This is a genomic window from Nostoc sp. DSM 114159 (genome assembly GCF_053470285.1).
In genome coordinates, this window is record NZ_JBPFEH010000001.1 from 2752563 (window position 1) to 2774461 (window position 21899).

10 protein-coding genes are annotated in these 21899 nt (G+C 42.5%); 2 read left to right on the top strand and 8 right to left on the bottom strand.

Features of this window, described 5'->3' with window-relative positions:
- Positions 1-195 precede the first annotated feature (195 nt).
- Positions 196-6813 carry a HAMP domain-containing protein gene (locus ACR5KR_RS11415; protein WP_448266598.1) on the bottom strand — a complete coding sequence of 2206 codons (6618 nt, stop codon included), beginning with the start codon at positions 6811-6813 and terminating at the stop codon, positions 196-198.
- A gap of 423 nt (positions 6814-7236) precedes the next feature.
- Between ACR5KR_RS11415 and ACR5KR_RS11420 the strand changes: the two genes are divergently transcribed.
- Entirely contained in the window at positions 7237-7935 is a 699-nt protein-coding gene (locus ACR5KR_RS11420) for a Uma2 family endonuclease (RefSeq protein ID WP_448266599.1), read from the top strand.
- Between the two features lie 262 nt (positions 7936-8197).
- Here the strand turns inward: ACR5KR_RS11420 and ACR5KR_RS11425 are convergent, their stop codons facing one another.
- The 4 genes from ACR5KR_RS11425 to ACR5KR_RS11440 all read right to left on the bottom strand — a co-directional run bounded on the left by ACR5KR_RS11425 (position 8198) and on the right by ACR5KR_RS11440 (position 14866).
- Positions 8198-8620, bottom strand: a complete 423-nt coding sequence (locus tag ACR5KR_RS11425; protein ID WP_448266600.1) for a hypothetical protein — start codon at positions 8618-8620, stop codon at positions 8198-8200.
- Between the two features lie 706 nt (positions 8621-9326).
- A complete protein-coding gene (gene bchH / locus ACR5KR_RS11430) occupies positions 9327-13007 on the bottom strand; it encodes a magnesium chelatase subunit H (protein WP_448266601.1) in 3681 nt (1226 codons plus the stop codon).
- Positions 13008-13091: 84 nt separating this feature from the next.
- Positions 13092-13703, bottom strand: coding sequence for a hypothetical protein (locus tag ACR5KR_RS11435; protein ID WP_448266602.1), 612 nt, complete (start codon positions 13701-13703; stop codon positions 13092-13094).
- An 8-nt stretch (positions 13704-13711) separates the two neighbouring features.
- On the bottom strand, positions 13712-14866 hold the full coding sequence (locus tag ACR5KR_RS11440; protein ID WP_448266603.1) for an L-histidine N(alpha)-methyltransferase: 1155 nt from the start codon (positions 14864-14866) through the stop codon (positions 13712-13714).
- Positions 14867-15555: 689 nt separating this feature from the next.
- Here ACR5KR_RS11440 and ACR5KR_RS11445 point away from each other — a divergent pair.
- Entirely contained in the window at positions 15556-16497 is a 942-nt protein-coding gene (locus ACR5KR_RS11445; RefSeq protein ID WP_448266604.1) for an N-acetylmuramoyl-L-alanine amidase, read from the top strand.
- 741 nt (positions 16498-17238) lie between these two features.
- Here the strand turns inward: ACR5KR_RS11445 and ACR5KR_RS11450 are convergent.
- The 3 genes from ACR5KR_RS11450 to ACR5KR_RS11460 all read right to left on the bottom strand — a co-directional run bounded on the left by ACR5KR_RS11450 (position 17239) and on the right by ACR5KR_RS11460 (position 21862).
- Positions 17239-18822, bottom strand: coding sequence for a mechanosensitive ion channel family protein (locus ACR5KR_RS11450; protein WP_448266605.1), 1584 nt, complete (start codon positions 18820-18822; stop codon positions 17239-17241).
- Positions 18823-19261: 439 nt separating this feature from the next.
- Positions 19262-21484 (bottom strand): EAL domain-containing protein, encoded by a 2223-nt coding sequence (locus ACR5KR_RS11455; protein WP_448266606.1) that lies wholly within the window; start codon positions 21482-21484, stop codon positions 19262-19264.
- A 204-nt stretch (positions 21485-21688) separates the two neighbouring features.
- Positions 21689-21862: a hypothetical protein gene (locus ACR5KR_RS11460; protein ID WP_448266607.1), complete on the bottom strand. Its 174-nt coding sequence runs from the start codon at positions 21860-21862 to the stop codon at positions 21689-21691.
- Positions 21863-21899 lie beyond the last annotated feature (37 nt).

Here is a 21899-nt window from a genome sequence, read left to right on the forward strand (position 1 = left end):
TCAAAGCCTCTCTCCCTGTGGGGGAGAGGTTTGGAGAGGGGTTTTTAGAGCCGTCGAACTCACGTCAAAATAGGGTTTGGGGAAAAGGGAAATGGGTTTGCGGTTAAAGGTTTTTTATTCCCCTTTCCCCTTTCCCCTTTTCCCTTTAACCGAACCGTATTGGGTGTGGTTCAAATACATTAGAACATTATTCCGTTAACGATATAGCCAAACACGCAATAGCGACAGCAATTGTTCAGTATCTACGGGTTTGGTGATGTAATCTGATGCGCCCGCTTCAATACATTTCTCGCGATCGCCTTGCATGGCTTTAGCGGTCAGTGCAATAATCGGCAAAGATTTAAATTGCTCGTTTTGGCGGATTAAGCGTGTTGTTTCGTAACCGTCCATTTCTGGCATCATTACGTCCATCAAAACCACATCAATATCTGGTGTAGTTTCTAACAGGATAATCCCCTCCCTGCCGTTTTCAGCATATAAAACTTGTATTTGATAACGCTCCAGCATACTTGTCAGCGCAAAGATATTACGCATATCGTCGTCTACAATTAGCGCTTTTTTGCCAGCGAGTAAGTAGTCTATGGAATGCAGTTGTTCAAGTATTTCTCGTTTGGGTGCTGGTAAATTTGCTTGGACTCGGTGTAAAAATAATGCTGTTTCATCGAGGAGACGTTCGGGCGATCGCACATCTTTAATGATGATTGTTTCGGCAATTCGTCTGAGTTCCGTTTCTTGAGCTTTGCTAATATCTCTACCTGTGTAGACAATAATTGGTAAAGTTTTACCGTGAGGTAGAAGCTTTATTTGCTCGATCAGTTCAAACCCAGTCATATCGGGTAGCCCTAAATCGAGAACGAGGCAATCAAAATGCTGTGAGCGAATAGCTTCTAAAGCTGCTGCACCAGTGCCTACTGCTGTGGTCGAAACATCGCTGTTACCAATCAACTCCACAATACTCAGCCGTTGAGCGTCGTCGTCTTCGACTACCAACAAATTTTTCACTTGGCGCTCAACAAAACCTTTAATTTTGGTCAACGCCTCGGATACGATCTCGCTGGTTAAAGGTTTTTGCAGATATGCGATCGCACCTAATTGCAAACCGCGTTGTCTTCCTTCCTCAACGGTCATGATATGTACAGGAATGTGGCGGGTATTTGGGTCATGCTTCAAACGATCTAATACAGTCCAACCATCCATTTCTGGCAACCTGATATCTAGCAAAATCGCTGAAGGTAGGAATTGCTGCGCTAGCATCAAACCTGTAGTGCCTGTTTGGGCAGCGATCGCTTTGAATCCTTGCTGTTGTGCCATATCTAGCAGGATACGCGCAAAATTAACGTCATCCTCAACAATTAGTAACACGCGATCGCCTACGCCGATAGTAGCGCGATCGTCATTAATCAGTGCGGAGTTAGGAGTTAGGAGTGAGGAGTGGGTAGAGACGCGATTAATCGCCTCTGTGCTGGATTGAGTTGATGTTGGCTCAGGACTCAAAACTCGGAACTCTGGACTCAATTGGGGGAAGTAGAATGTAAAGGTGCTGCCTTGACCTGGTTGACTGATTAGTTTAATTTCGCCGCCAAAGAGACGGGCGATTTCACGGCTAATTGATAAGCCCAATCCAGTACCGCCGTATCTCCGACTGGTAGAGCCATCGGCTTGCTGAAATGCCTCGAAAATAACTTTCTGCTTGTCGGGAGCAATGCCAATGCCTGTATCGCTGACTGAGAAGGCGATGACATTTTGGGCGCGATTCAAAGTTTCTTGATCTTTGCTCCATCCCTGCTTCGCCACCGCAATCTGTAAGCGTACCTCTCCTTTTTCTGTAAATTTAAAAGCATTGGAGAGGAGATTTTTTAAGACCTGTTGTAAGCGTTTGACATCTGTATAGATGGTTGTGGGCAATTCGGGAGCCAATTCAATTGTGAAACCAAGTCCTTTGCTCTGAGCGATTTGTCGGAAGGTGCGCTCAATCTGATCGCCCAATTCTGTCAATGGCATTTGAGTTATGTCAATCGACATAGTTCCAGATTCAATTTTGGCGAGATCGAGAATGTCATTGATTAACGCCAACAAATCAGTCCCGGCTGAGTAGATTGTTTGGCTGTATTCGACTTGTTTGGCGGTAAGGTTGCGATCGATGTTATCTGACAACAATTTCGCCAAAATCAACAAGCTGTTCAACGGTGTCCGCAGTTCATGGGACATATTGGCGAGAAATTCTGATTTATATTTTGAAGAAAGGGCGAGTTGTTCAGCTTTGTCTTCCAAAGAAAGTCTTGCTTGTTCAATTTCCCGATTTTTGCGCTCGACTTCTTTCTTTTGCATCGCCAACAACTCTGCCTTTTCTTCTAACTCAGCGTTGGTTTGTTGCAGTTCTTCTTGCTGTCCTTTGAGTAAATCTTCAGAGGCTTTGAGTGATTGGGCTTGTTGTTCTAAGCGCTTGTTAGTTTCCCTGAGTTCGCTTTGCTGGGTTTGGAGTTCTTCAGCCAATGATTGCGACTGCTTGAGTAATTCTTCAGTGCGCATCGATGCGGCGATCGTGTTGAGGACGATCGCGATACTTTCGGTAAGCTGGTCGAAGAATGTCAGATGAATTTCGCTAAAGCGGCGGAAGGATGCTAATTCAATGACTGCTGTCACTTGTCCTTCAAAAAGTACAGGTAACACTACGGCATTCAAGGGCGTGGCTTCTCCTAAACCAGAGGCAATTCTGACATAATCGCTTGGTACATCCGTTAGCAGTATTCGCTCTTTTTCTAAAGCGCATTGCCCCACTAAACCTTCACCCAAGTGGAAGCGGTTAGCTAGATGTCTGCGTTCCCGGTAAGCGTAGCTACTAATTAATTTCAAATACGGTGTATGTTCAGCAGATTCCATCAAAAAGAATACGCCATGTTGCGCTCCTACCAAAGGCGCTAGTTCTGAGAGAATTAGTTTAGATACGGTTTCTAAATCTCGCTGCCCTTGCAGCATTCGGGTAAACTTGGCGAGGTTAGTTTTCAACCAGTCTTGCTCAGTATTTTTCTGCGTTGTCTCGCGCAGATTAGCAATCATCTGGTTGATGTTGTCTTTGAGTATTGCGACTTCCCCTAGTGCTTCGACGGCAATTGAACGAGTTAAATCGCCTTTAGTTACAGCTGTAGCAACTTCGGCGATCGCTCGCAACTGAGTTGTCAGTGTAGCAGCGAGTTCATTTACATTATCCGTCAAATCTTTCCAAGTTCCAGCTGCCCCAGGTACTCTCGCTTGTCCGCCTAACTTTCCTTCGATTCCCACTTCCCGCGCTACTGTAGTTACCTGATTGGCAAATGTTGCTAGGGTATCAATCATCTCGTTGATTGTCTCTGCCAAGGTTTCGATTTCTCCTTTGGCATCTAACATCAGTTTCCGTTTCAAGTCACCGTTCGCAACTGCGGTTACGACTCTGGCGATACCGCGCACTTGTGCCGTTAAGTTACCCGCCATCGAGTTAACGTTGTCAGTTAAATCCTTCCAAGTCCCTGCAACACCTTGGACTTGCGCTTGTCCGCCTAACTTCCCTTCAGTTCCCACTTCCCGCGCCACCCGCGTTACTTCTGATGCAAAGGAACTAAGTTGATCCACCATTGTATTGGTGGTGTTCTTTAAGTCCAAAATTTCGCCTCTGGCATCGACGGTAATTTTCTTAGATAAGTCGCCATTAGCTACCGCCTTGGTAACTTCGGCGATGTTGCGAACTTGTCCGGTGAGGTTCCCCGCCATCGAGTTCACATTGTCTGTTAAATCTTTCCAAGTTCCAGCTACGCCTCTGACGTAAGCTTGCACGCCCAATTTACCTTCGGTTCCCACCTCACGGGCAACTCTGGTAACTTCTGATGCAAAGGAATTGAGTTGATCCACCATTGTGTTGATGGTGTTTTTAAGCTCTTGGATTTCACCTTTCACATCGACGGTGATTTTCTTGGATAAGTCGCCGTTAGCTACCGCCGTGGTCACTTCGGCAATGTTCCGCACCTGTGCCGTCAAGCTTCCCGCCATGAAGTTTACACTTTCGGTCAAGTCTTTCCAAGTACCTGCCACTCCTTTAACTTCTGCTTGTACGCCCAATTTACCCTCGGTTCCTACCTCCCGCGCCACCCGCGTCACTTCACTTGCAAAGGAATTGAGTTGATCCACCATTGTGTTAATGGTGTTTTTGAGTTCCAAAATTTCACCTTTGACATCAACAGAGATTTTTTTGGATAAGTCGCCATTTGCCACCGCCGTGGTAACTGTAGCAATATTTCGTACCTGTGCCGTTAAACTTCCCGCCATGAAGTTCACGCTGTCGGTTAAATCTTTCCAAGTTCCAGCTACGCCACGCACATCTGCTTGTACGCCGAGTTTACCTTCGCTTCCCACTTCCCGCGCCACCCGCGTTACTTCACTGGCAAAGGAGTTGAGTTGATCCACCATTATATTGATGGTATTCTTGAGTTCCAGAATTTCGCCTTTGACGGCAACAGTAATTTTCTTCGATAAGTCACCATTGGCGATCGCAGTTGTCACTTCGGCAATGTTCCGCACTTGTGCCGTCAAGCTTCCCGCCATGAAGTTTACGCTGTCAGTTAAATCTTTCCAAGTTCCGGCAACGTCTTTTACTTCCGCTTGTACGCCCAATTTACCTTCAGTTCCCACCTCACGCGCCACCCGCGTTACTTCACTGGCAAAGGAACTGAGTTGATCCACCATTGTATTAATGGTATTTTTCAACTCCAGAATTTCACCTTTGACATCAACGGTGATTTTCTTGGATAAATCGCCTGTTGCAACCGCCGTAGTCACTTCGGCGATGTTCCGCACCTGCGCCGTCAAGCTTCCCGCCATGAAATTCACGCTGTCGGTTAAATCTTTCCAAGTACCCGCGACACCGCGCACTTCTGCTTGCACGCCCAGTTTACCCTCGCTTCCTACCTCACGCGCAACCCTTGTTACTTCTGATGCAAAGGAATTCAGTTGATCCACCATTGTGTTGATGGTATTTTTGAGTTCCAATATTTCACCTTTGACATCGACGGTGATTTTCTTGGATAAATCGCCTGTTGCCACCGCCGTAGTCACTTCGGCAATATTTCGCACCTGTGCCGTTAAACTTCCCGCCATGAAGTTTACGCTGTCGGTTAAATCTTTCCAAGTTCCCGCCACACCGCGCACATCGGCTTGCACGCCCAGTTTCCCTTCACTTCCCACCTCACGCGCCACCCGTGTTACTTCCGAGGCAAAAGAACTGAGTTGATCTACCATGATATTGATGGTGTTCTTCAGTTCAAAAATTTCACCTTTAACATCGACGGTGATTTTTTTGGATAAATCGCCATTGGCGATCGCAGTCGCAACTTCGGCAATATTTCGCACCTGTCCGGTGAGATTACCCGCCATTAAGTTAACGTTATCGGTTAAATCTTTCCAAGTACCCGCAACTCCCCGCACTTCTGCTTGTACGCCCAACTTCCCTTCAGTTCCCACTTCACGGGCAACTCTTGTTACTTCTGATGCAAAGGAATTAAGTTGATCCACCATTGTGTTGATGGTATTTTTCAACTCCAAAATTTCGCCTTTGACATCCACAGTGATTTTCTTGGATAAATCGCCATTTGCTACCGCCGTTGTGACTTCCGCAATATTCCGCACCTGTGCCGTCAAGCTTCCCGCCATGAAATTCACACTATCGGTAAGGTCTTTCCACGTACCTGCGACGCCGCGAACTTCTGCTTGACCGCCCAATTTACCTTCTGCACCCACCTCACGCGCAACTCTTGTTACTTCCGATGCAAAGGAATTCAGCTGATCCACCATGATGTTGACGGTGTTTTTCAACTCTAAAATTTCGCCTTTGACATCAACAGTGATTTTCTTGGATAAGTCGCCATTCGCTACCGCCGTGGTAACTTCCGCAATGTTACGGACTTGGGCGGTTAAATTTCCAGCCATCAAGTTAACGTTATCGGTTAAATCCTTCCAAGTCCCTGCTACTCCTTTAACCTCGGCTTGCACGCCCAATTTCCCTTCAGTTCCCACCTCACGCGCCACCCGCGTCACTTCCGATGCAAAAGAATTAAGTTGATCCACCATCGTGTTGACGGTGTTTTTGAGTTCCAGAATTTCGCCTTTGACATTGACAGTGATTTTTTTCGATAAATCCCCATTGGCGATCGCAGTAGCAACTTCGGCAATGTTGCGAACTTGTCCGGTGAGATTACCCGCCATCAAGTTAACGTTATCAGTCAAATCTTTCCAAGTGCCAGCCACACCTTGCACTTCGGCTTGAACGCCCAATTTACCTTCGGTTCCTACTTCCCGCGCCACCCGCGTTACTTCCGATGCAAAAGAACCGAGCCGTTCTACCATCGTGTTGACGATATTTGCAGTTTGGAGAAACTCACCTTGCAGAGGTCTGCCTTCAATTTCTGTGGCGATCGTTTGCGATAAGTCACCATTAGCAACTGAGCGAATTACACGAGTAGTTTCAGCTGTTGGTTGAACTAAATCTGTAATTAGACTATTGACAGAAGTCACGCAATCTGACCAAGAACCACGAACATCTCCGAGAGAGGCACGTTCGGCAATTTTGCCTTCTTTGCCAACAACGTTACCAATCCGTTGTAGTTCGGCCGCCATCCGCTCATTCTGGTCAATAATATCATTGAGCGTATCAGCTATTTTCCCCGCCACACCAGTATGGTCTATGGGCATCCGAGCAGAAAAGTCACCCTGTTTAACAGCATTCAGCGTTCTTAGTAGCTGATTTAAATCTAGATTGTCGCTGTCTCTAGTTAACTGTTCGGTTGCCATAGCCTTATCCTTAATCTTGAATCTTGAGAAATTTTTTATATTTTTTGCACCCCGTACTTATTTAGAGTACTTTTAGCCAATGCGTATCACAATAGAGAGCAGGGAATAAAAAGTGGATCGAACTAATATTTTTATGGGTGCGAGTGTAAGCAGTCAAGAAAGACTGCTAACTAAATGGTATTGCCGTCAATATATCTGGCATACCACTTAGCTAATGATAGCTAGTTGGAATCTGTTATGCAGCATTAATTGTCGGCGATGTCTAACTTGGGCAGTAAGCGATCGCACGTAGAACATACGATGATAATTAACAGTACGTTTTATGATTTTTGGAATTTGAGGAAAACAGCAAATCAATAAATTCTAACTGATAACTGAGGTTTGCTAAAGTCAAAAATATCCGGCAACTCCAAGGATTGGCAAATGGTTAGAGAGTACTCACCCCAGAGACATCTGCCTCCGCTTGAAAGTGGCGATCGTCTAACTCGTCCTGAATTTGAACGGCGTTATGCGGCTGCACCCCATATCAAGAAAGCAGAACTGATTGAAGGAATTGTTTACATCGCATCTCCTGTAAGACACGAGCAGCATGGCAAACCCCACAGTCAGGTGATAACTTGGTTAGGAGTCTACCAATCACTGACTCCTGGCGTTGATTTGAGCGTTGAACCAACGGTAAGACTAGATTTAGACAATGAACCCCAGCCAGATGCAGCGCTTTTTATTGAACCAGACGCAGGCGGACAAACCCGTTTGAGCAGCGACGGTTACATTGAAGGATCTCCCGAATTGATTGTTGAAATTGCCGCGAGTAGTGCAGCCATTGATACAGGCAGCAAAAAGCAGGTTTATCGTCGTAATGGGGTGTTAGAGTACGTAATCTGGCAATCTTACGAGAATAAAATTGAATGGTTTTGCCTCATTGATGGCGACTATCGATTGCTATCTCCCGGTGCAGATGGAATTATTCGCTCTGGGGTGTTTCCGGGTTTGTGGTTAGCGGTGGAGGCGCTGTTAAACAATCAGATGGTGCGAGTGTTGGAGGTGGTGCAAGCGGGGTTGAAATCACCGGAACATGATGCGTTTGTGCAGCAGTTGCAGAAATACACAAGTCTGAAATAGTTTACTCATTTGGTTTTCGCCTTAATTTTACCCCACCCTAACCCTCCTTTCAAGGGCAGGGAACTAGATTCTTGTTTCCCCCCTTTGCAAGGGGGGATTAAGGGGGGTAATTTGACTTGTGTATACACGGTAGCCTTAAAAAAGGGGGAACTAGTGCCCCCTTTTTAATGGAGTTGAAGGATCTCAAACTACAGTAAATTAAGTATTTGAGCTTAAGTTGACACTAAACCCTATTGGATTTTACTCAACTCACGATCGCACCCTACACCCGATTCATAGATCCATTTGCAGAAGAAAGTTTCACAGAATCGGCTGCTAAAGAATTGGTGGGTTTGGAATTGTCTAGTACGCTTCGCTTCTTCTTGGTATTACCTCGTCTAGCACCACCCGCCATCTCGTATTCTGGGCTGGTTTTACCGTAACGGCTGCCAACTCCTAATAACATTTTTTCTGACATCGCTATTACAACCTTTTCGGCGTTATTCACGTCATCTGTGAGTTTGTCAATGGTAGATAATGCAGTGTTGTAGGCAGCAAGCTTAGACCGGAGATCGTTAATTGTCATGGTGTAAGCTTGTGTAGTCAATCCTTCCCCAAAGTCAAGTTCTACACTGATAGATTGTAAACTTTCAATCCGGCGATCGGCTCGTTCTAAAGCGGTGGAATTTCTTTTACGACGTGCCATAATGCATCTCTACTACTAAGTTATTAGTACTGTTTTATACCAAAGAATTTCTAATTGTCATGGGAAAATATAGCAAATCAGTTGCAATTACATTTCTCAAAATTTAGTTAATTTCACTTAGACTATATTCCAATACGCTTGGGTTAGCGCCAAAAACCTTGAAATGTGTAGGTTGGGGAGCCACTGCGTTGGGCGGGTTCCCCGACTTGAAGCACATGGCGTTTGAGGAACGAAACCCAACATTTTCGGGGCTTTGTTGGGTTGCGCTTTGCTTAACCCAACCTACAATTTTCTATATTCTATTTCCGGTATTAAATAGAGTCATAATTTTGTTACAACAATTGCTGCAATGACTTAAGCCTTTCTTATACATGGAAGAACATTTGCTGCACAGCATTAAACAATTGCAGCAAGGGCTTATATATTTGCTAGAAAAACTTAAGCCTTTCTTATACATGGAAAAGCATTTGTTGCAAAGTATTAAGCCTTTCCAGCAAGGGCTTATACATTTGCTAGAAAAACTTAAGCCTTTCTTATACATGAAGTAATCTTAGCTGCAAAGGTTTAAATTTTTACAGCTTCAAGCGTAATAGCGTAGGCATAGCCCGTCGTAGACCTCGCTTTCAATACGGTTCGATTAAGTGAAGACGCGATAAATCGCCGTCTCTACAATAATTTTTATTTGAACTTTTAACGCATCTACCTTCTAAACTGTCACACCTTCCAACTCCTCATCCGTTAACTCATACAATTGGCGCAACTTATCTAACTTCTCATCGTCAGCTTCCCAGAAACCCCGCCCATGCGCCTCCAACATTCTGCCTAAAATATTGCGGAAAGCTTCAGGATTTGCCTTACGTAATTTATCCGCCATCTCTGCGTCTAACGCATAAGTATCAGCCGCTTGGTCATAAACCCAATCATCGCTAAAATCGGCAGTACCACCCCAACCAATCAACGCCGTCATCCGTTGGGAAATTTCAAAAGCACCACCAGAACCTTGATTCGCCATCGCTTGCGCCCATTTGGGATTTACCAACTTAGTGCGATATTCCATTCGCAGCAAATCATCTAACTTGCGCGGTGTAGTATCTTTGGAGAAACTTTCTACAAAGCTGGTTGTAATTTTCTTACCGCCTTGTTTTTCTGCTGCCTTTTTCAAACCGCCGGTATTAGCGTAATATTCTTGAATATCAGTTAAACCATATTCTACCGAATCAATTTCTTGAACAATGCGATCGCTAGTTTTTAACAAAGTATTTAACACTTCCGGTCTAGCTTGACCTTTATCTTCTCTCCCGTAGCTAAATACATTGCGACTTTGCCAAGTATTCCCCAACTCCTCGCCAGATTCCCAGTTACCATCAACCACGCGATCGTTCACTAAAGAACCAAAATCACCCGTTGGATTAGAAAACAATCTCGCCGATGCATTTTCCACACCTTGGGCTTTTAAAGCTAAAGCGTGTTTCCTAATAAAATTTTGATCGTCCGGTTCATCAGCATCAGCCGCCCGTTGAAATAAATCATCCAACAATTCGATAATATTTACAAAACTATCCCGAAAAATCCCAGACAAATTACCCAACACATCAATGCGGGGATGTCCAACTTCCGCCAACGGCTTCAATTCATAACGAACAACTCTACCAGTTCCTTCCTTAACAGGTTCAGCCCCCACCAATTCCAAAAGAATCCCCAAAGATTCACCCTTAGTTTTAATCGCATCCAATCCCCATAACATCACCGCCACCGTTTCTGGATATTTCCCATGTTCATCCAAATGCTGGGCGATAATTTTTTGAGCAATTTTTCGTCCCCGTTCATAAGCAGCAGGTGAAGGCATCCGATAAGGATCTAAAGCATGAATATTCCTCCCAGTCGGTAACACACCAGCGCCATCTCGCAACAAATCACCACCAGGCGCAGGCGGAATATACTCTCCATTCAACCCCCTTAACAAATTCGTTAACTCATCCGTAGATTGCATCAACAAGTCTTTGATTAGTTTTTCTTCTTCTTTTTCTCCTTCATCCTCTCCAAAATAAGCTTCCAAATACGATCCTAATTCTTCCTCATTCGGTGCTTCTCCCAACGTATGCAACCCAGAAGAAAACAACCGATTTTCTAAAACTTGTAAATATTCGTACAACTCCACCAAATAATCATCAAAAGCATGATTGCTAAACATCCGCAGATTTTCAGGAGTAAACGCAATTCCCAACCGTTTAGCATCCTCAAAGGGACAATCTGCATCTAAACCAGAGTCCACAATTTTTTTACAAATCCCTTCCTTCAAAACATAATTCTTTTGTGGATCTTCGCGATACTCCGAAATCAAATCTCGCAACGCCACCAATTCCTTATACAAACCTGCACGACCATAAGGCGGTACATTGTGAGAAATCAACACACCATAACCGCGACGTTTTGCCAACATTGACTCAGACGGATTATTCGCCGCATATATATATAGATTAGGCAAATTTCCTAACAAAATATCCGACCAAGAATAACCCGTATTACCCAACGGAGAACCAGGCAACCATTCCACCGTCCCATGCATTCCAAAGTGAACTAAAGCATCAGCTTGAAACTCATTTTGCAACCATTTATAATAAGCTGCATATTGGGGATGGGGCGTTAAATCTCGTTCAAACATTAAGCGCATGGGATCGCCTTGTATCCCTAATGGTGGTTGTACACCTATCCATACATTTCCTAATTGCACACCGCCAATTTGAAATTCATCGCCATAGGTTTTAATACCAGTCCCCGTCAGAGATTTCCATTGTTTTTCGATGCGGGAAGTTTGCAGATATCCCAACCATTTTTCTAGGGTACAGGTGCTAACGGACGCAGGAATATTTTTTGTATCATCTAAAGATTCATCTGCCTCTTTCACCCAGCGAATCAATTCTTCGCCATCATCAGGTAAATCTCCCACGGTGTAACCTTGTTTTTTGAGTGCGTGGAGAAACTTCAGCAAACTACGCGGCACATTTAATAATGCAGCTGTGCCTACAGCACCATAACCAGGAGGAAAGCCATATAAAATAATGGCAATCTTGCGTTCAGATGCAGGTTTTTGCCGCAAAGCTACCCAACTTTTAACCCTATCGATTAATCGCTGCATCCGTTCGGGAACCAGATAAATATTTTCGCCCACTAAACCACCAAGGGGAACGGTATCAATAGCGCCATCCAATTCTGGTAAAGCATACAACACGACACTTTGCAATCCGCCGATACCTTGGCGCGTCCACGAGTAAATATCTTGAATTAATAGTGGTGCAGCAACAATATAAGGTACATTCTTGGCAGTGAGGATGCGTTTTGCTACTTCCACCTGACGGCCAGCTTCCATTGAACCAGCCGGGCCACCTACCAGAGGAAAGCCAATTGTGGAAACGATCGCATCCACCTTCACTGCTTCACTTGATAGTGAGGCAGTCTCTATATTACCTAGTTGTCGTTGCTGAATTTCATAGTCGGTTGTCATCAAATCTCGTACCGCCACGTGTCCTTCTACGCCGTTGATGAAGATGGGTAAAGGAGTTAAACCAGCTTTTTCAAAACTGCGAATCAGTTGGGGAATGTAGGGTTGTTTGGTGATGACGTGTTTGCGGTAGAGGAGAATTCCGATAATGGGTTTTGTAGAGACGCGATTCATCGCGTCTGTAGAATAGACGCGATGAATCGCGTCTCTACAATGGGTTTCATACCATTCCAAATATTCGCGGGGGGATTCAAAAAACCCTGGATAGTCGGGGTGGAGTAATCCGATGTTGGGGGTTTCGACTAGCGGGGGAATGTCGCCGACTTTTAAATTTAAATATTTTTCTGCCAGTGTCCAGAATAATGAAGCGACGTTTTCTGGGCCGCCAGCATTCCAGTAACCGTAGATAATTAACCAGTTGCGTAAGTCTTGGACTTTTTGTACTGGAACATATTTCAGTAGTTTGGGGCCAATTTTTAAGAAGCTGATGTAACCAGCAAGTTTGTCTTCTTCTCGTCCATTGCTAAATTTGTCGAGGATAAATTTAACTGGTTTGGGCATTCCTTTGGGTTTGTCGCCAATGGCAAAGTCGCCCAACTTGGTTAAACTTATCAATTCCAAGGCTGACTCGAAAACTAGGCGAATGGGAATTTGGGAAATGCGATCGCGCAACCACACAACTTGGTCATAATCAAATAGTAGGCTACCGAAAAACACATCAGCGCCATCAAGTGCTGTTTCTACCTCGGCGCGTTTGGTTGTAAGATCGCGATCGCTAAATACCCGAATATCCAACTCAGGACAGCGAGAGTTAGCCAAAAAGGCTGCTTTTCTGTACAAGTCAGCGTTGAATGATTCAAACCCAGCAATCAAGACGATGCGTTTCATGCCTGTAAGCTACGAAATATTTCTTTACTTAAATTTTAAACGTGCTTTCAGGCTGATTGTTAAATATCTACCCACAGATTCCGGTCAGTAGTTCCTTGAAGGGATGAGGACTTCACTATCACTACTACCTTTAGGATATTTTGATTGCAAAAAAGTTGTAATATGTTGAGTTAAATTCAGTGCATCATTGAACTCTTTTGACTGTTGTAGCGCTTCGTATAGCAAACGAATTTCTTGTGCTGACAAGTTTGTGAATGTACGCAACTCGGTAATATCTAATCTCCGGTTAAACTCATTGGCAGTATGTCGCCATTGATGTATAAGCGAAAATAACTCTCTATCTTGACGTTCTGCAAAGACATTAGATGCGATCGCTGTTTCGGTAACTGATATAATTAATCGCGGAAAAACTATCGGTCGTCCTGGCTTGTGTGAGTTTGGATTAAATCGTTCGTCAGATAAAATTACGTCATTCGATCTGCACTCATTCAGTAAAGCACGCAGAAATTCTATCCTCTTTTCGTTAGCTGATGCCCATCGTTCGCCAAAAATCCCGGTAACTGTGGCTAATAATCCCAGACCTGTTAGTATTGGTTCCAAATTTTTTTCATCTTTAGTCCACCAGACGGCGGCTAAAATAAATCCCAAAAGTAGAGGGAAAAACGTGATAAAACTCACTAGGTTTTTCATACTCATATCACATCTTACCTTTTAGACCATATATCATTTGCTACAGAAGGATTATTGTTAATTCCTGAAGAGTCAGGGGCAATTAAGATTAAATCCATGCCAAATCCATTTTTTAAACGCGGTTCCAATACTGTGTGTAGCCGATCGACAAGCACCAGGTTGCAGTCTGATATAGTTTTCTGGATGCCATTAGAAGCATATTTCCGACTCAGATATAAACGAATCGTATCTTGGTCTTCAAAATTCATTACTGACCGATCGGGTAACATTACTTCAATTTTGTTTTTAGTTAGATTGCGATACAATATTTTTATTAAAATTCCTCGATCGGCTTCTACAGTACCTTCAAAAAACACACTATTTAAGTCGATATGTAAATCAGTATTTTGCAGCAACGCACTGGTGACAAACTCTTTAAACGATTTAGTTTTTGCGTATTCTTTGGCTGCATTTTGTGCCGCTTCTTCGCTTAATTCTTCGGTGGTAGCTACTTCTAGGAGTAGTCTATCTTCAGGTCGCATTAGTTTAGAAATAGTTTGCAAAAGTTCTGTGTCTTGCTGAAAGTTAGCTAATGTGTTCCCCAAAAGCGAAAATAGCACCGGACTGTTATTGATAACTCTATCTAGTAGTTTTCGTAACTCGTCAACATTTCTCTCAATGGAAAAGTCAACTTGAATTGGCAATACATGGCTACCTTGCAATTGCGAGCCTCTCGTTGCCTGTTGCACACCTAGCCTTAACATTTCCGAACTCATATCAACTGGAAAGTAGAGTAAATCGGGATTTGCGTTAATCAATAAACTTAAAATATGTTGGTCTTTTTCACCGGTGCCTACGCCTAAACTTACATAATGATATTTTTGATCTTTGATATTATTTGTATTAATTTGATTCCATCGATATCTAAAAGATTCTATACTCTCTTTCATTACGAGATAGAAGCGATCGTTACAGGCACGATCCCAGGCGATGGTTGGGCCGATTCCCCAATAAGAAAAACCAGATAAAATCTCTTTTCCATCGCCTGTTGCAGAAAATTCTCCCCTCAATTCTTGCGTGAGTTCTGCAAGTTTGCTAGATTGATCTTCCCCTATAAAACAAAGAGTCCACCCTAAGCCGGGTTCATTGATGGAATTCTCCAGTAGCTTCACAAAATTTAAAGATCCCATGTTGAGCCTCGTTTCTTGAGCAGTTTAGTTTGTTAATCTTGCACAGGTGTGTCTAGTAGTCTGCCAACCCAAAATTGCTATGTTTGGACTGGGAAAAGGGTAAAGGGGAAAGGGGAAGGAATTAAAACCTTTTCCCTTTACCCCTTACCCTTTACCCCGCCAAGTTTCCTTGGTGAACTACTAGAAGCGATCGCGTATTCATTAATACTGTAAAGCATTATGTGTTAAGCTGCTCAGGGTTAACAAGAAGCCAAGGGTAGAGTCTGTCAAAGGTTTACGGCCTTATAAACCCAGATGCACATCAAGGGGTGCGTTCGGTTTTGGGATTTGGGCATCTAACTAAGTACATTTGTCATGGCTTTCCAGTTTTACAAAGCGTTATTATCTAAAAAATGGAGGCAATTACTAGATTTCAATTTATTGCAAAATTTTACTGGTTATTCTCGATATTGATAACTTATAATAGTTGTGTTTTTGGTTACAATATAGCTTGTAATTAATGGATTTTACCAAATCAAAGTTACTGCTCAGGTTCGCACAAAAACTTATTTGGTTTAATAGCGTAGGAATGCTGAAAATAATGCAGCCATTGCTAACAAGTATTTTCACAAAGTTATTAACAAAACTTTGTCTATATAATTAGAAAAGTTTTGAATTAGTGTAAAAACAATTAAATTGAGGATGAAATAATGAAATTCGGAATCGATAGCGGGCACAATTGTCCACCAGATACAGGAGCTAGAGGAATTAAATTCGAGGATAATTTAACTTTAGATGTCGGTAATAGAGTTATAGCCAAATTAAGAGCTTTAGGAAATGAAGTCGTAGTATGTAAACCAAGTAGTGCTAGTACAGTACGTGAATCACTCTCAAAAAGATGTTCTACAGCTAATGCGAGTAAAGTAGATATTTACGTCTCGATTCATTTTAACTCTTTTAACGGGCAAGCTAATGGCACAGAAGTATTTGCAACTAGCGATACAGGTAGAAAAATCGCTAAACCTGTATTAGATGAAATCATCAAGTTAGGATTTTTTAATCGTGGCGTTAAGAGTGGTTCCCACTTGTTTGTTCTGAAAAATACAGATATGCCTGCTATCTTGGTAGAATGTTGCTTCCTCGATTCGCAAAAAGATATGAATCTTTTTAATCCTGAAGCAATGGCTAATGCAATTGTCAAAGGCTTAACTGGTAAAGTGGCAAGTGTTCCTGTTAACCCTGTACCAGATGAAGAAGATAATGTAGATACCACGATTCTCAGACTGCAAAAAGCCTTAAATCGACTAAAAATAACTGATAAAAATGGTAAAACATTAGTGGAAGATGGCTTCACAGGGGCTAACACCAAATCTGCTGTAGAAAAATTTCAGACTATTGTTGGGGTTCAGTCAACTGGAATTGCTGACACAACTACATGGAGTGCCATAAATCAAATTTTGGCAAAACGAATACTTAGACCAAACCATGCTGGTAATGCAGTTGTCAAATACTTGCAATACCGTTTAGGTGTGGATAATGATGGTGTCTACGGGCCGCAAACAGAGATTGTAGTTAAAAACTTTCAAAAGCAAAATGGTTTAGATGCCGATGGAATTATCGGCCCTGCTAGTTGGGAGAAATTAATTGGTTAGACTGATGGAGACTAGAGACTAGAGACTGGGGTAGTAGTGCTGAGTAAAGAAGTTGGGAATCTAACATCTTTACTCAGAACTGGGAATGGGTTAAACGCCGCGTCACTGCTAAAAGAACTTTTTTGCCTAATCAATAAATGAAGGAGCTAATTTTAGCAAATTACAACCATATTTTGTTCATAACATCTTTGGCAAGTACACAAACTGCCAAAGCATTTAAGAGGTTGTTTGAAAAGTAGTTGGCTGTAATTTTAATTACATTATTACCCCCCTTAATCCCCCCTTATAAAGGGGGGAAACAATAAAAATGTGGTTCCCTTCCCTTTATAAGGGGAGGGTTAGGGCGGGGTAAAAAATGTTTAATACATCAATCATGACTTTTCAAACAACCTTTAAGATAGCATTGATATCGCTTAAAGGCATTGAGCTAAAATAATTAAAAGAAATAACCAGAGCGTAGAAAATCACCTATTCTGCTGACAAGAATCTGTTCAACTTAACCGGATTTGCATTTGATAACTATCAATCGCATTTGGTAACAGGTAATTTTCTATCGTTCTGGTGCTTTTTTGGCGGTGAAGTTTCGCCAAAGTATAAAAGTAAAGGGCTTTTCAAGCCTATAACAGTCACTACTGATTTTTTGTATAAATCAACACGTTTTAACTAAGCTTAAAATTTATTTTCTATATCATATTAATGACTAGAAATCCGCCTAATCTAATGTAGAAAAAAAGAGCCAAATTAACCTTCAGCACTTTCAGCGCGCACGGGAATTGTAATTCCTTCCCGCAGCAGTGCATTCGTAAAAATCTTCCGAAGAACGCGCTGAATCTGAAGATGTTTTCCTGGCTTTACTTTCGTTAAAGTCCGCAGCAACAAGTTAGACTCTCCCAGACTTTCGACTCCATCTATCTGTGTGCCTTCGAGTACATCTGGATAGTCTGCTTTTAACTGCTGTCCCACTTCCTCAATGACTTTGTACACGTGCGCTAAGTTAGAATCATAAGGCACGCCAACTTCTACTACTGCAAAGATATACTGTTTGGAGTAATTAGTAATTGAGCCAATATCGCCATTGCGAATAATCTGCAATTGACCATTAGGATGTCTGACACGAGTGGTTCTGAGTTCAATCGCCTCGACAATACCTTCGACAACTTTCTCTTCGACTTTTCCAGCTTCAATATAGTCACCTACTAAGTAGTAGTTTTCAAATAGAATAAAGAAGCCGCAGACAATATCGTTAATTAGTGTTTGTGCCCCTAAACCTACAGCGATGCCGACAATACCAGCACCCGCAAGTATGGGAGTTGGATCGATACTCAGGGCATAGAGAATGAAAACTGTAGCACCAAAGTAAATTAAGTATTGTAAGAAACTACGAAACAGAGGAACGAGCGTTAGGCGTCTACTTCTTTGAATATCAGTTAGATTCTGCTCTTTGAACAGCACCTCTTCAATAAGTAAGTAAACTACCTCAAACAACACGCGACTAATGAAGATGATACCGATTATCTTGATAATTCGCGTCCCAAAAGTTGCGACATTGGCAATTAACTGCACCTGCTGAATCACCAATGTTGCCATGCAGACATAAATCACAAATTCCAAGCAGCGCTTTAAAAAGGGTATTAGGTGTCGGAGGCGATCGTAGAATCTTAGCAGGTTATCAGGATTGGAGTATCTGATGCTGAGAGCATCTAGGCTATCAACGATCGCAGCGACTGCTTTGAGTATAAGCAACCCGACGGCAATGATTAGATAGATTCGCAGGGCGATATACAAATATTCCGAAACCGTAGTTGGTAATTTGAGAAACTGGGCACACAAGATGGTAGCCCAAAGCCAGATTCCACCGCTGATTCTGTCATAGAAGGCCTTAAAGAAAGCATCAATACTTTCATCGTCAGCAGTATTTTTTTCTAAGTTCTTGGCGCGAGTGCTGGCTACCTTCAGCCAATATTTAATAAATTTCAGAGCGATCGCCGCTAAAATCAAAGTGCCAATACTCTGAGCTATACCAATTCCTAGTGTCACCCAAAATCCTGATGGAATAAGCTCAATCAACAAGAGTGTGTATTGCTGAAGGTTTTCGCCCCGATAAACTAGATAACTATTAGCACCCACAATCAAAATGCACGACACCACGCAAGCAAGTAACAATAACCCTGTGATATTTCGGCGGAGGGTTTTGATACTTCTATTGTCGCTATTAGGTATAAAGGTTTTAGTAAATAGCTTGAATAATTTGCTGAAAATCCAGTTTAGTAATAAAAAAACAAAGATTATCAGGCTGACTTCAGCCAAAATAATTAATACATTCATATATGAATATAAAACTAAATGAATTTAACATTTGTATATCCAAATCTATTGAGAACATCAATCTTTTATATACATAGATGATTATTATTTCATATAATCACAACTTGTCAAGCCATTAATGTTTTATTCACACGTTCACTTTTCGTTTTATATTCACCTATTTTAAGTAAGTGAGAATAAAACGAAGTAAATTAAATAATGTAAAAAATCTTGAGATTAGTTTGTAGTAAAAACTTTAGCCCTCACTTGATTGCTAAAGTTTTCACTGTAAACTTGTAATTATTTATGCCGCTCTACTTAACATTCTGCCATCACTTTGGTCAAAGAAAAATCTCAGGCAACTTTTAAACAATAGACCAAAAGTAAGTTTGGAGCTTTATTTTCTAACAGTATGGCTAAAATGATTATTTTTGTCTGAACAACTCACAAGGGTATCAGCTTATTTAATATCAGCGTTCTCACAATCCATCTGCACCACACAATTTCTCCCTTGTGCTTTTGCCTGGTAAAGTCCTTGGTCAGCAGCAGCAATTAAGGTTGCAGGAGATAATTGGCTATGAGGAGTGATGGTTGCCACACCAAGACTTAGGGTAATGAATTTACTGACCTGAGAATGGGGATGAGGCATTTGTAATGCACTAAGATTGATCTGAATATCTTTTGCAACTGCAATGGCCCCTTCAATATCAGTATTCGGCAAAATAACTGCAAACTCTTCTCCGCCATAACGAGCCACTAAATCAGCGGGATGTTTAACTGTCTGAGAGATTGCCTTAGCAACCTGTCTAAGTGCATCATCTCCTGCCAGATGTCCATGCGTATCGTTGTAAAGCTTAAAGTAATCAACATCACACAAAATCAAAGATAGCGAACTTTGCTCTCGTGCCAACCATTGCCACTGGGTGTTTAATGTGTCATCAAAGCAGCGGCGATTTGCCACTTGGGTTAGACCATCGGAACAGGCAAGGCGCTGTAATTCTTGGTTTGCTTGTTGTAATTGGTGGTAAAGTTCTGATTGCTGAATAGCGATCGCAGTTTGACCTGCTAACTGGTTAAACAAGTTAATCTCCGATTGCTGCCATTGTCTGGAATGACGGCATTGGTGAGCAATCAATAGTCCCCACAAACGCCCTTGCTGCAAAATTGGTACGACAAGGTTTGCCCGGATTTGCAGACTTCTCAGGAGGTCAACATGGCACGGTGATAATTCCGCAGTTTCAATGTCTTCGATCGCTCTGGTGTTACCTTGTTGATAGTAAGCTGCACGCGTGGATTGAAAGCAGGTATCCATGACGTGAAATCTCAAAATCGACATACACCCTTCTGCTAAGGATTCTACAGCGACTAATCCACTCCAGTCTGGCTTAAACTGATAAATCACCACTCGATCTGCCTCAAACAGTTGTCGCACTTCGGCTACCGTGATTTGCAAAATCTCGTCTAACTCCAACGATTGGCGAATGCGCTGCGTTACAGCCGCAACAATTCGCTCAGACTCGCTTTGGTGTTGGACACGCTGCTCAACCTGCTGAGAATGTGCCGATGCTACAGTTAATGATGCAATTTGCTCAAAGTAAGGAGTTGTAGTCACAGGCGCTGCACTAGGTTTAGCAATCAAATAGCCTTGAGCAAAATTTGCACCTCGTTCTCGCAGCCAGTTCAGTTCTTCAATGCACTCAATTCCTTCAGCAACGGTTTGAATATTTAACTTTTGAGTAATCTCTAGAAGCTTCTCGGTAATCGAAGCTTTGTAAAGGTCTTGATGCACATCTCGAATTAACTCCATGTCCAGCTTGATAAAATCTGGACGTAACTGATGCAGCAAGTTTAGGCTGGAATAACCAGAACCAAGATCGTCAAGAGCAATTAAAAACCCAGCATTCCGGTAGTATTGAAGCACTGCTTTGAGGTGAGCTAAATCTTGAGGATTGTCTGACTCCACGACTTCAAAAACAACGCGATCGTGGGAAATTCCGGCAGTATCAATGGCCTTTACCGTACTACGTAGGCAAAAAGCTGGGTCATAAAGTGAAGTTGGTGCAAAATTGATGAAGATGTGCCCATTCACTTGATGGCGGCTGAATTGAGTGATTGTGCTGAGGCGAGCAACTTGGTCGAGTTGTGGTAGAAGTCCGGCTTCAGTTGCTAACTCCAGAATGGATGTCGGTAGTACTAAATTGCCTTCTTCATCTAGACCGCGCAAGAGCGATTCATATCCAAAAATTTGCGATGTATCGTTAATTGAAACAATTGGTTGAAAGTAACTGGTGAATCGTTCTGTTGCCAGCATATCAATCAACCAATCGGATTGGTTTAACTTAATGAAGCGTTGTAATGAGGCTATGTCACTAAAATCATGGAGTTGAGGTTGGAAAGTGCCTTGCATGAAAAGGACTTGCGTCTCTTTTAATTCTCTTGGTGCAAGTAGTTTGGCCAAGTTATGGGCAATTTCTAGGGACTGTCCGGGTCTACACTCTAAACTCAAACCTGGCCGCTCGTGCATCAGTTCATACTTAAGCGCAAATTGCTGTAGGTAGGAGGTGACTTTTATCAGGGTATGTGAAACGGGAAACCAGAGAAATAGCCTACCTGCCTCCTTATTCCGGCAGCGTGCAACATTGCGACAAGCACAGGTTTTGGAGATAGGACATATTTGGCTCATAGCAAAATAATTTACTCAATCCGATTTATTCTATTATTCCCATTATTTTTACTGCAAAAGATAAACTACACTTCAAAAATATGAAGATTTGATGAGTTAAGTAAACTGCATAATTTAGCTGAGTAAGTGATACTATTTTGGATTTTAGATTTTAGACTTCGGCTGCTTTCAACTTCGCGGTAGTTGAATCTCGACTTACTTCGACTACGCGGTAGTTGAGCGCAGTCGAAACTCAGTACAAGTCGCTCGATTACCGCGCAGCGATGCACTGAGCGCAGTCGAAGTGTCGAAACTCAAGGCAAGTCGCTCAGTCGAACGATTTTGGATTGTGAAACATCCATTGAATAAATGTTTCAGTTTTCCATCTGTCGCAATCATTTTTCCCGCTTGGTATGACTTTGCAATATATGCCAAA

Bases quoted from the DNA above. Each gene is read 5' to 3' on its own strand.
- ACR5KR_RS11415 (WP_448266598.1), bottom strand. From the start codon at position 6,813: ATGGCAACCGAACAGTTAACTAGAGACAGCGACAATCTAGATTTAAAT.
- ACR5KR_RS11420 (WP_448266599.1), top strand. From the start codon at position 7,237: ATGGTTAGAGAGTACTCACCCCAGAGACATCTGCCTCCGCTTGAAAGT.
- ACR5KR_RS11425 (WP_448266600.1), bottom strand. From the start codon at position 8,620: ATGGCACGTCGTAAAAGAAATTCCACCGCTTTAGAACGAGCCGATCGC.
- bchH (WP_448266601.1), bottom strand. From the start codon at position 13,007: ATGAAACGCATCGTCTTGATTGCTGGGTTTGAATCATTCAACGCTGAC.
- ACR5KR_RS11435 (WP_448266602.1), bottom strand. From the start codon at position 13,703: ATGAGTATGAAAAACCTAGTGAGTTTTATCACGTTTTTCCCTCTACTT.
- ACR5KR_RS11440 (WP_448266603.1), bottom strand. From the start codon at position 14,866: ATGGGATCTTTAAATTTTGTGAAGCTACTGGAGAATTCCATCAATGAA.
- ACR5KR_RS11445 (WP_448266604.1), top strand. From the start codon at position 15,556: ATGAAATTCGGAATCGATAGCGGGCACAATTGTCCACCAGATACAGGA.
- ACR5KR_RS11450 (WP_448266605.1), bottom strand. From the start codon at position 18,822: ATGAATGTATTAATTATTTTGGCTGAAGTCAGCCTGATAATCTTTGTT.
- ACR5KR_RS11455 (WP_448266606.1), bottom strand. From the start codon at position 21,484: ATGAGCCAAATATGTCCTATCTCCAAAACCTGTGCTTGTCGCAATGTT.
- ACR5KR_RS11460 (WP_448266607.1), bottom strand. From the start codon at position 21,862: ATGATTGCGACAGATGGAAAACTGAAACATTTATTCAATGGATGTTTC.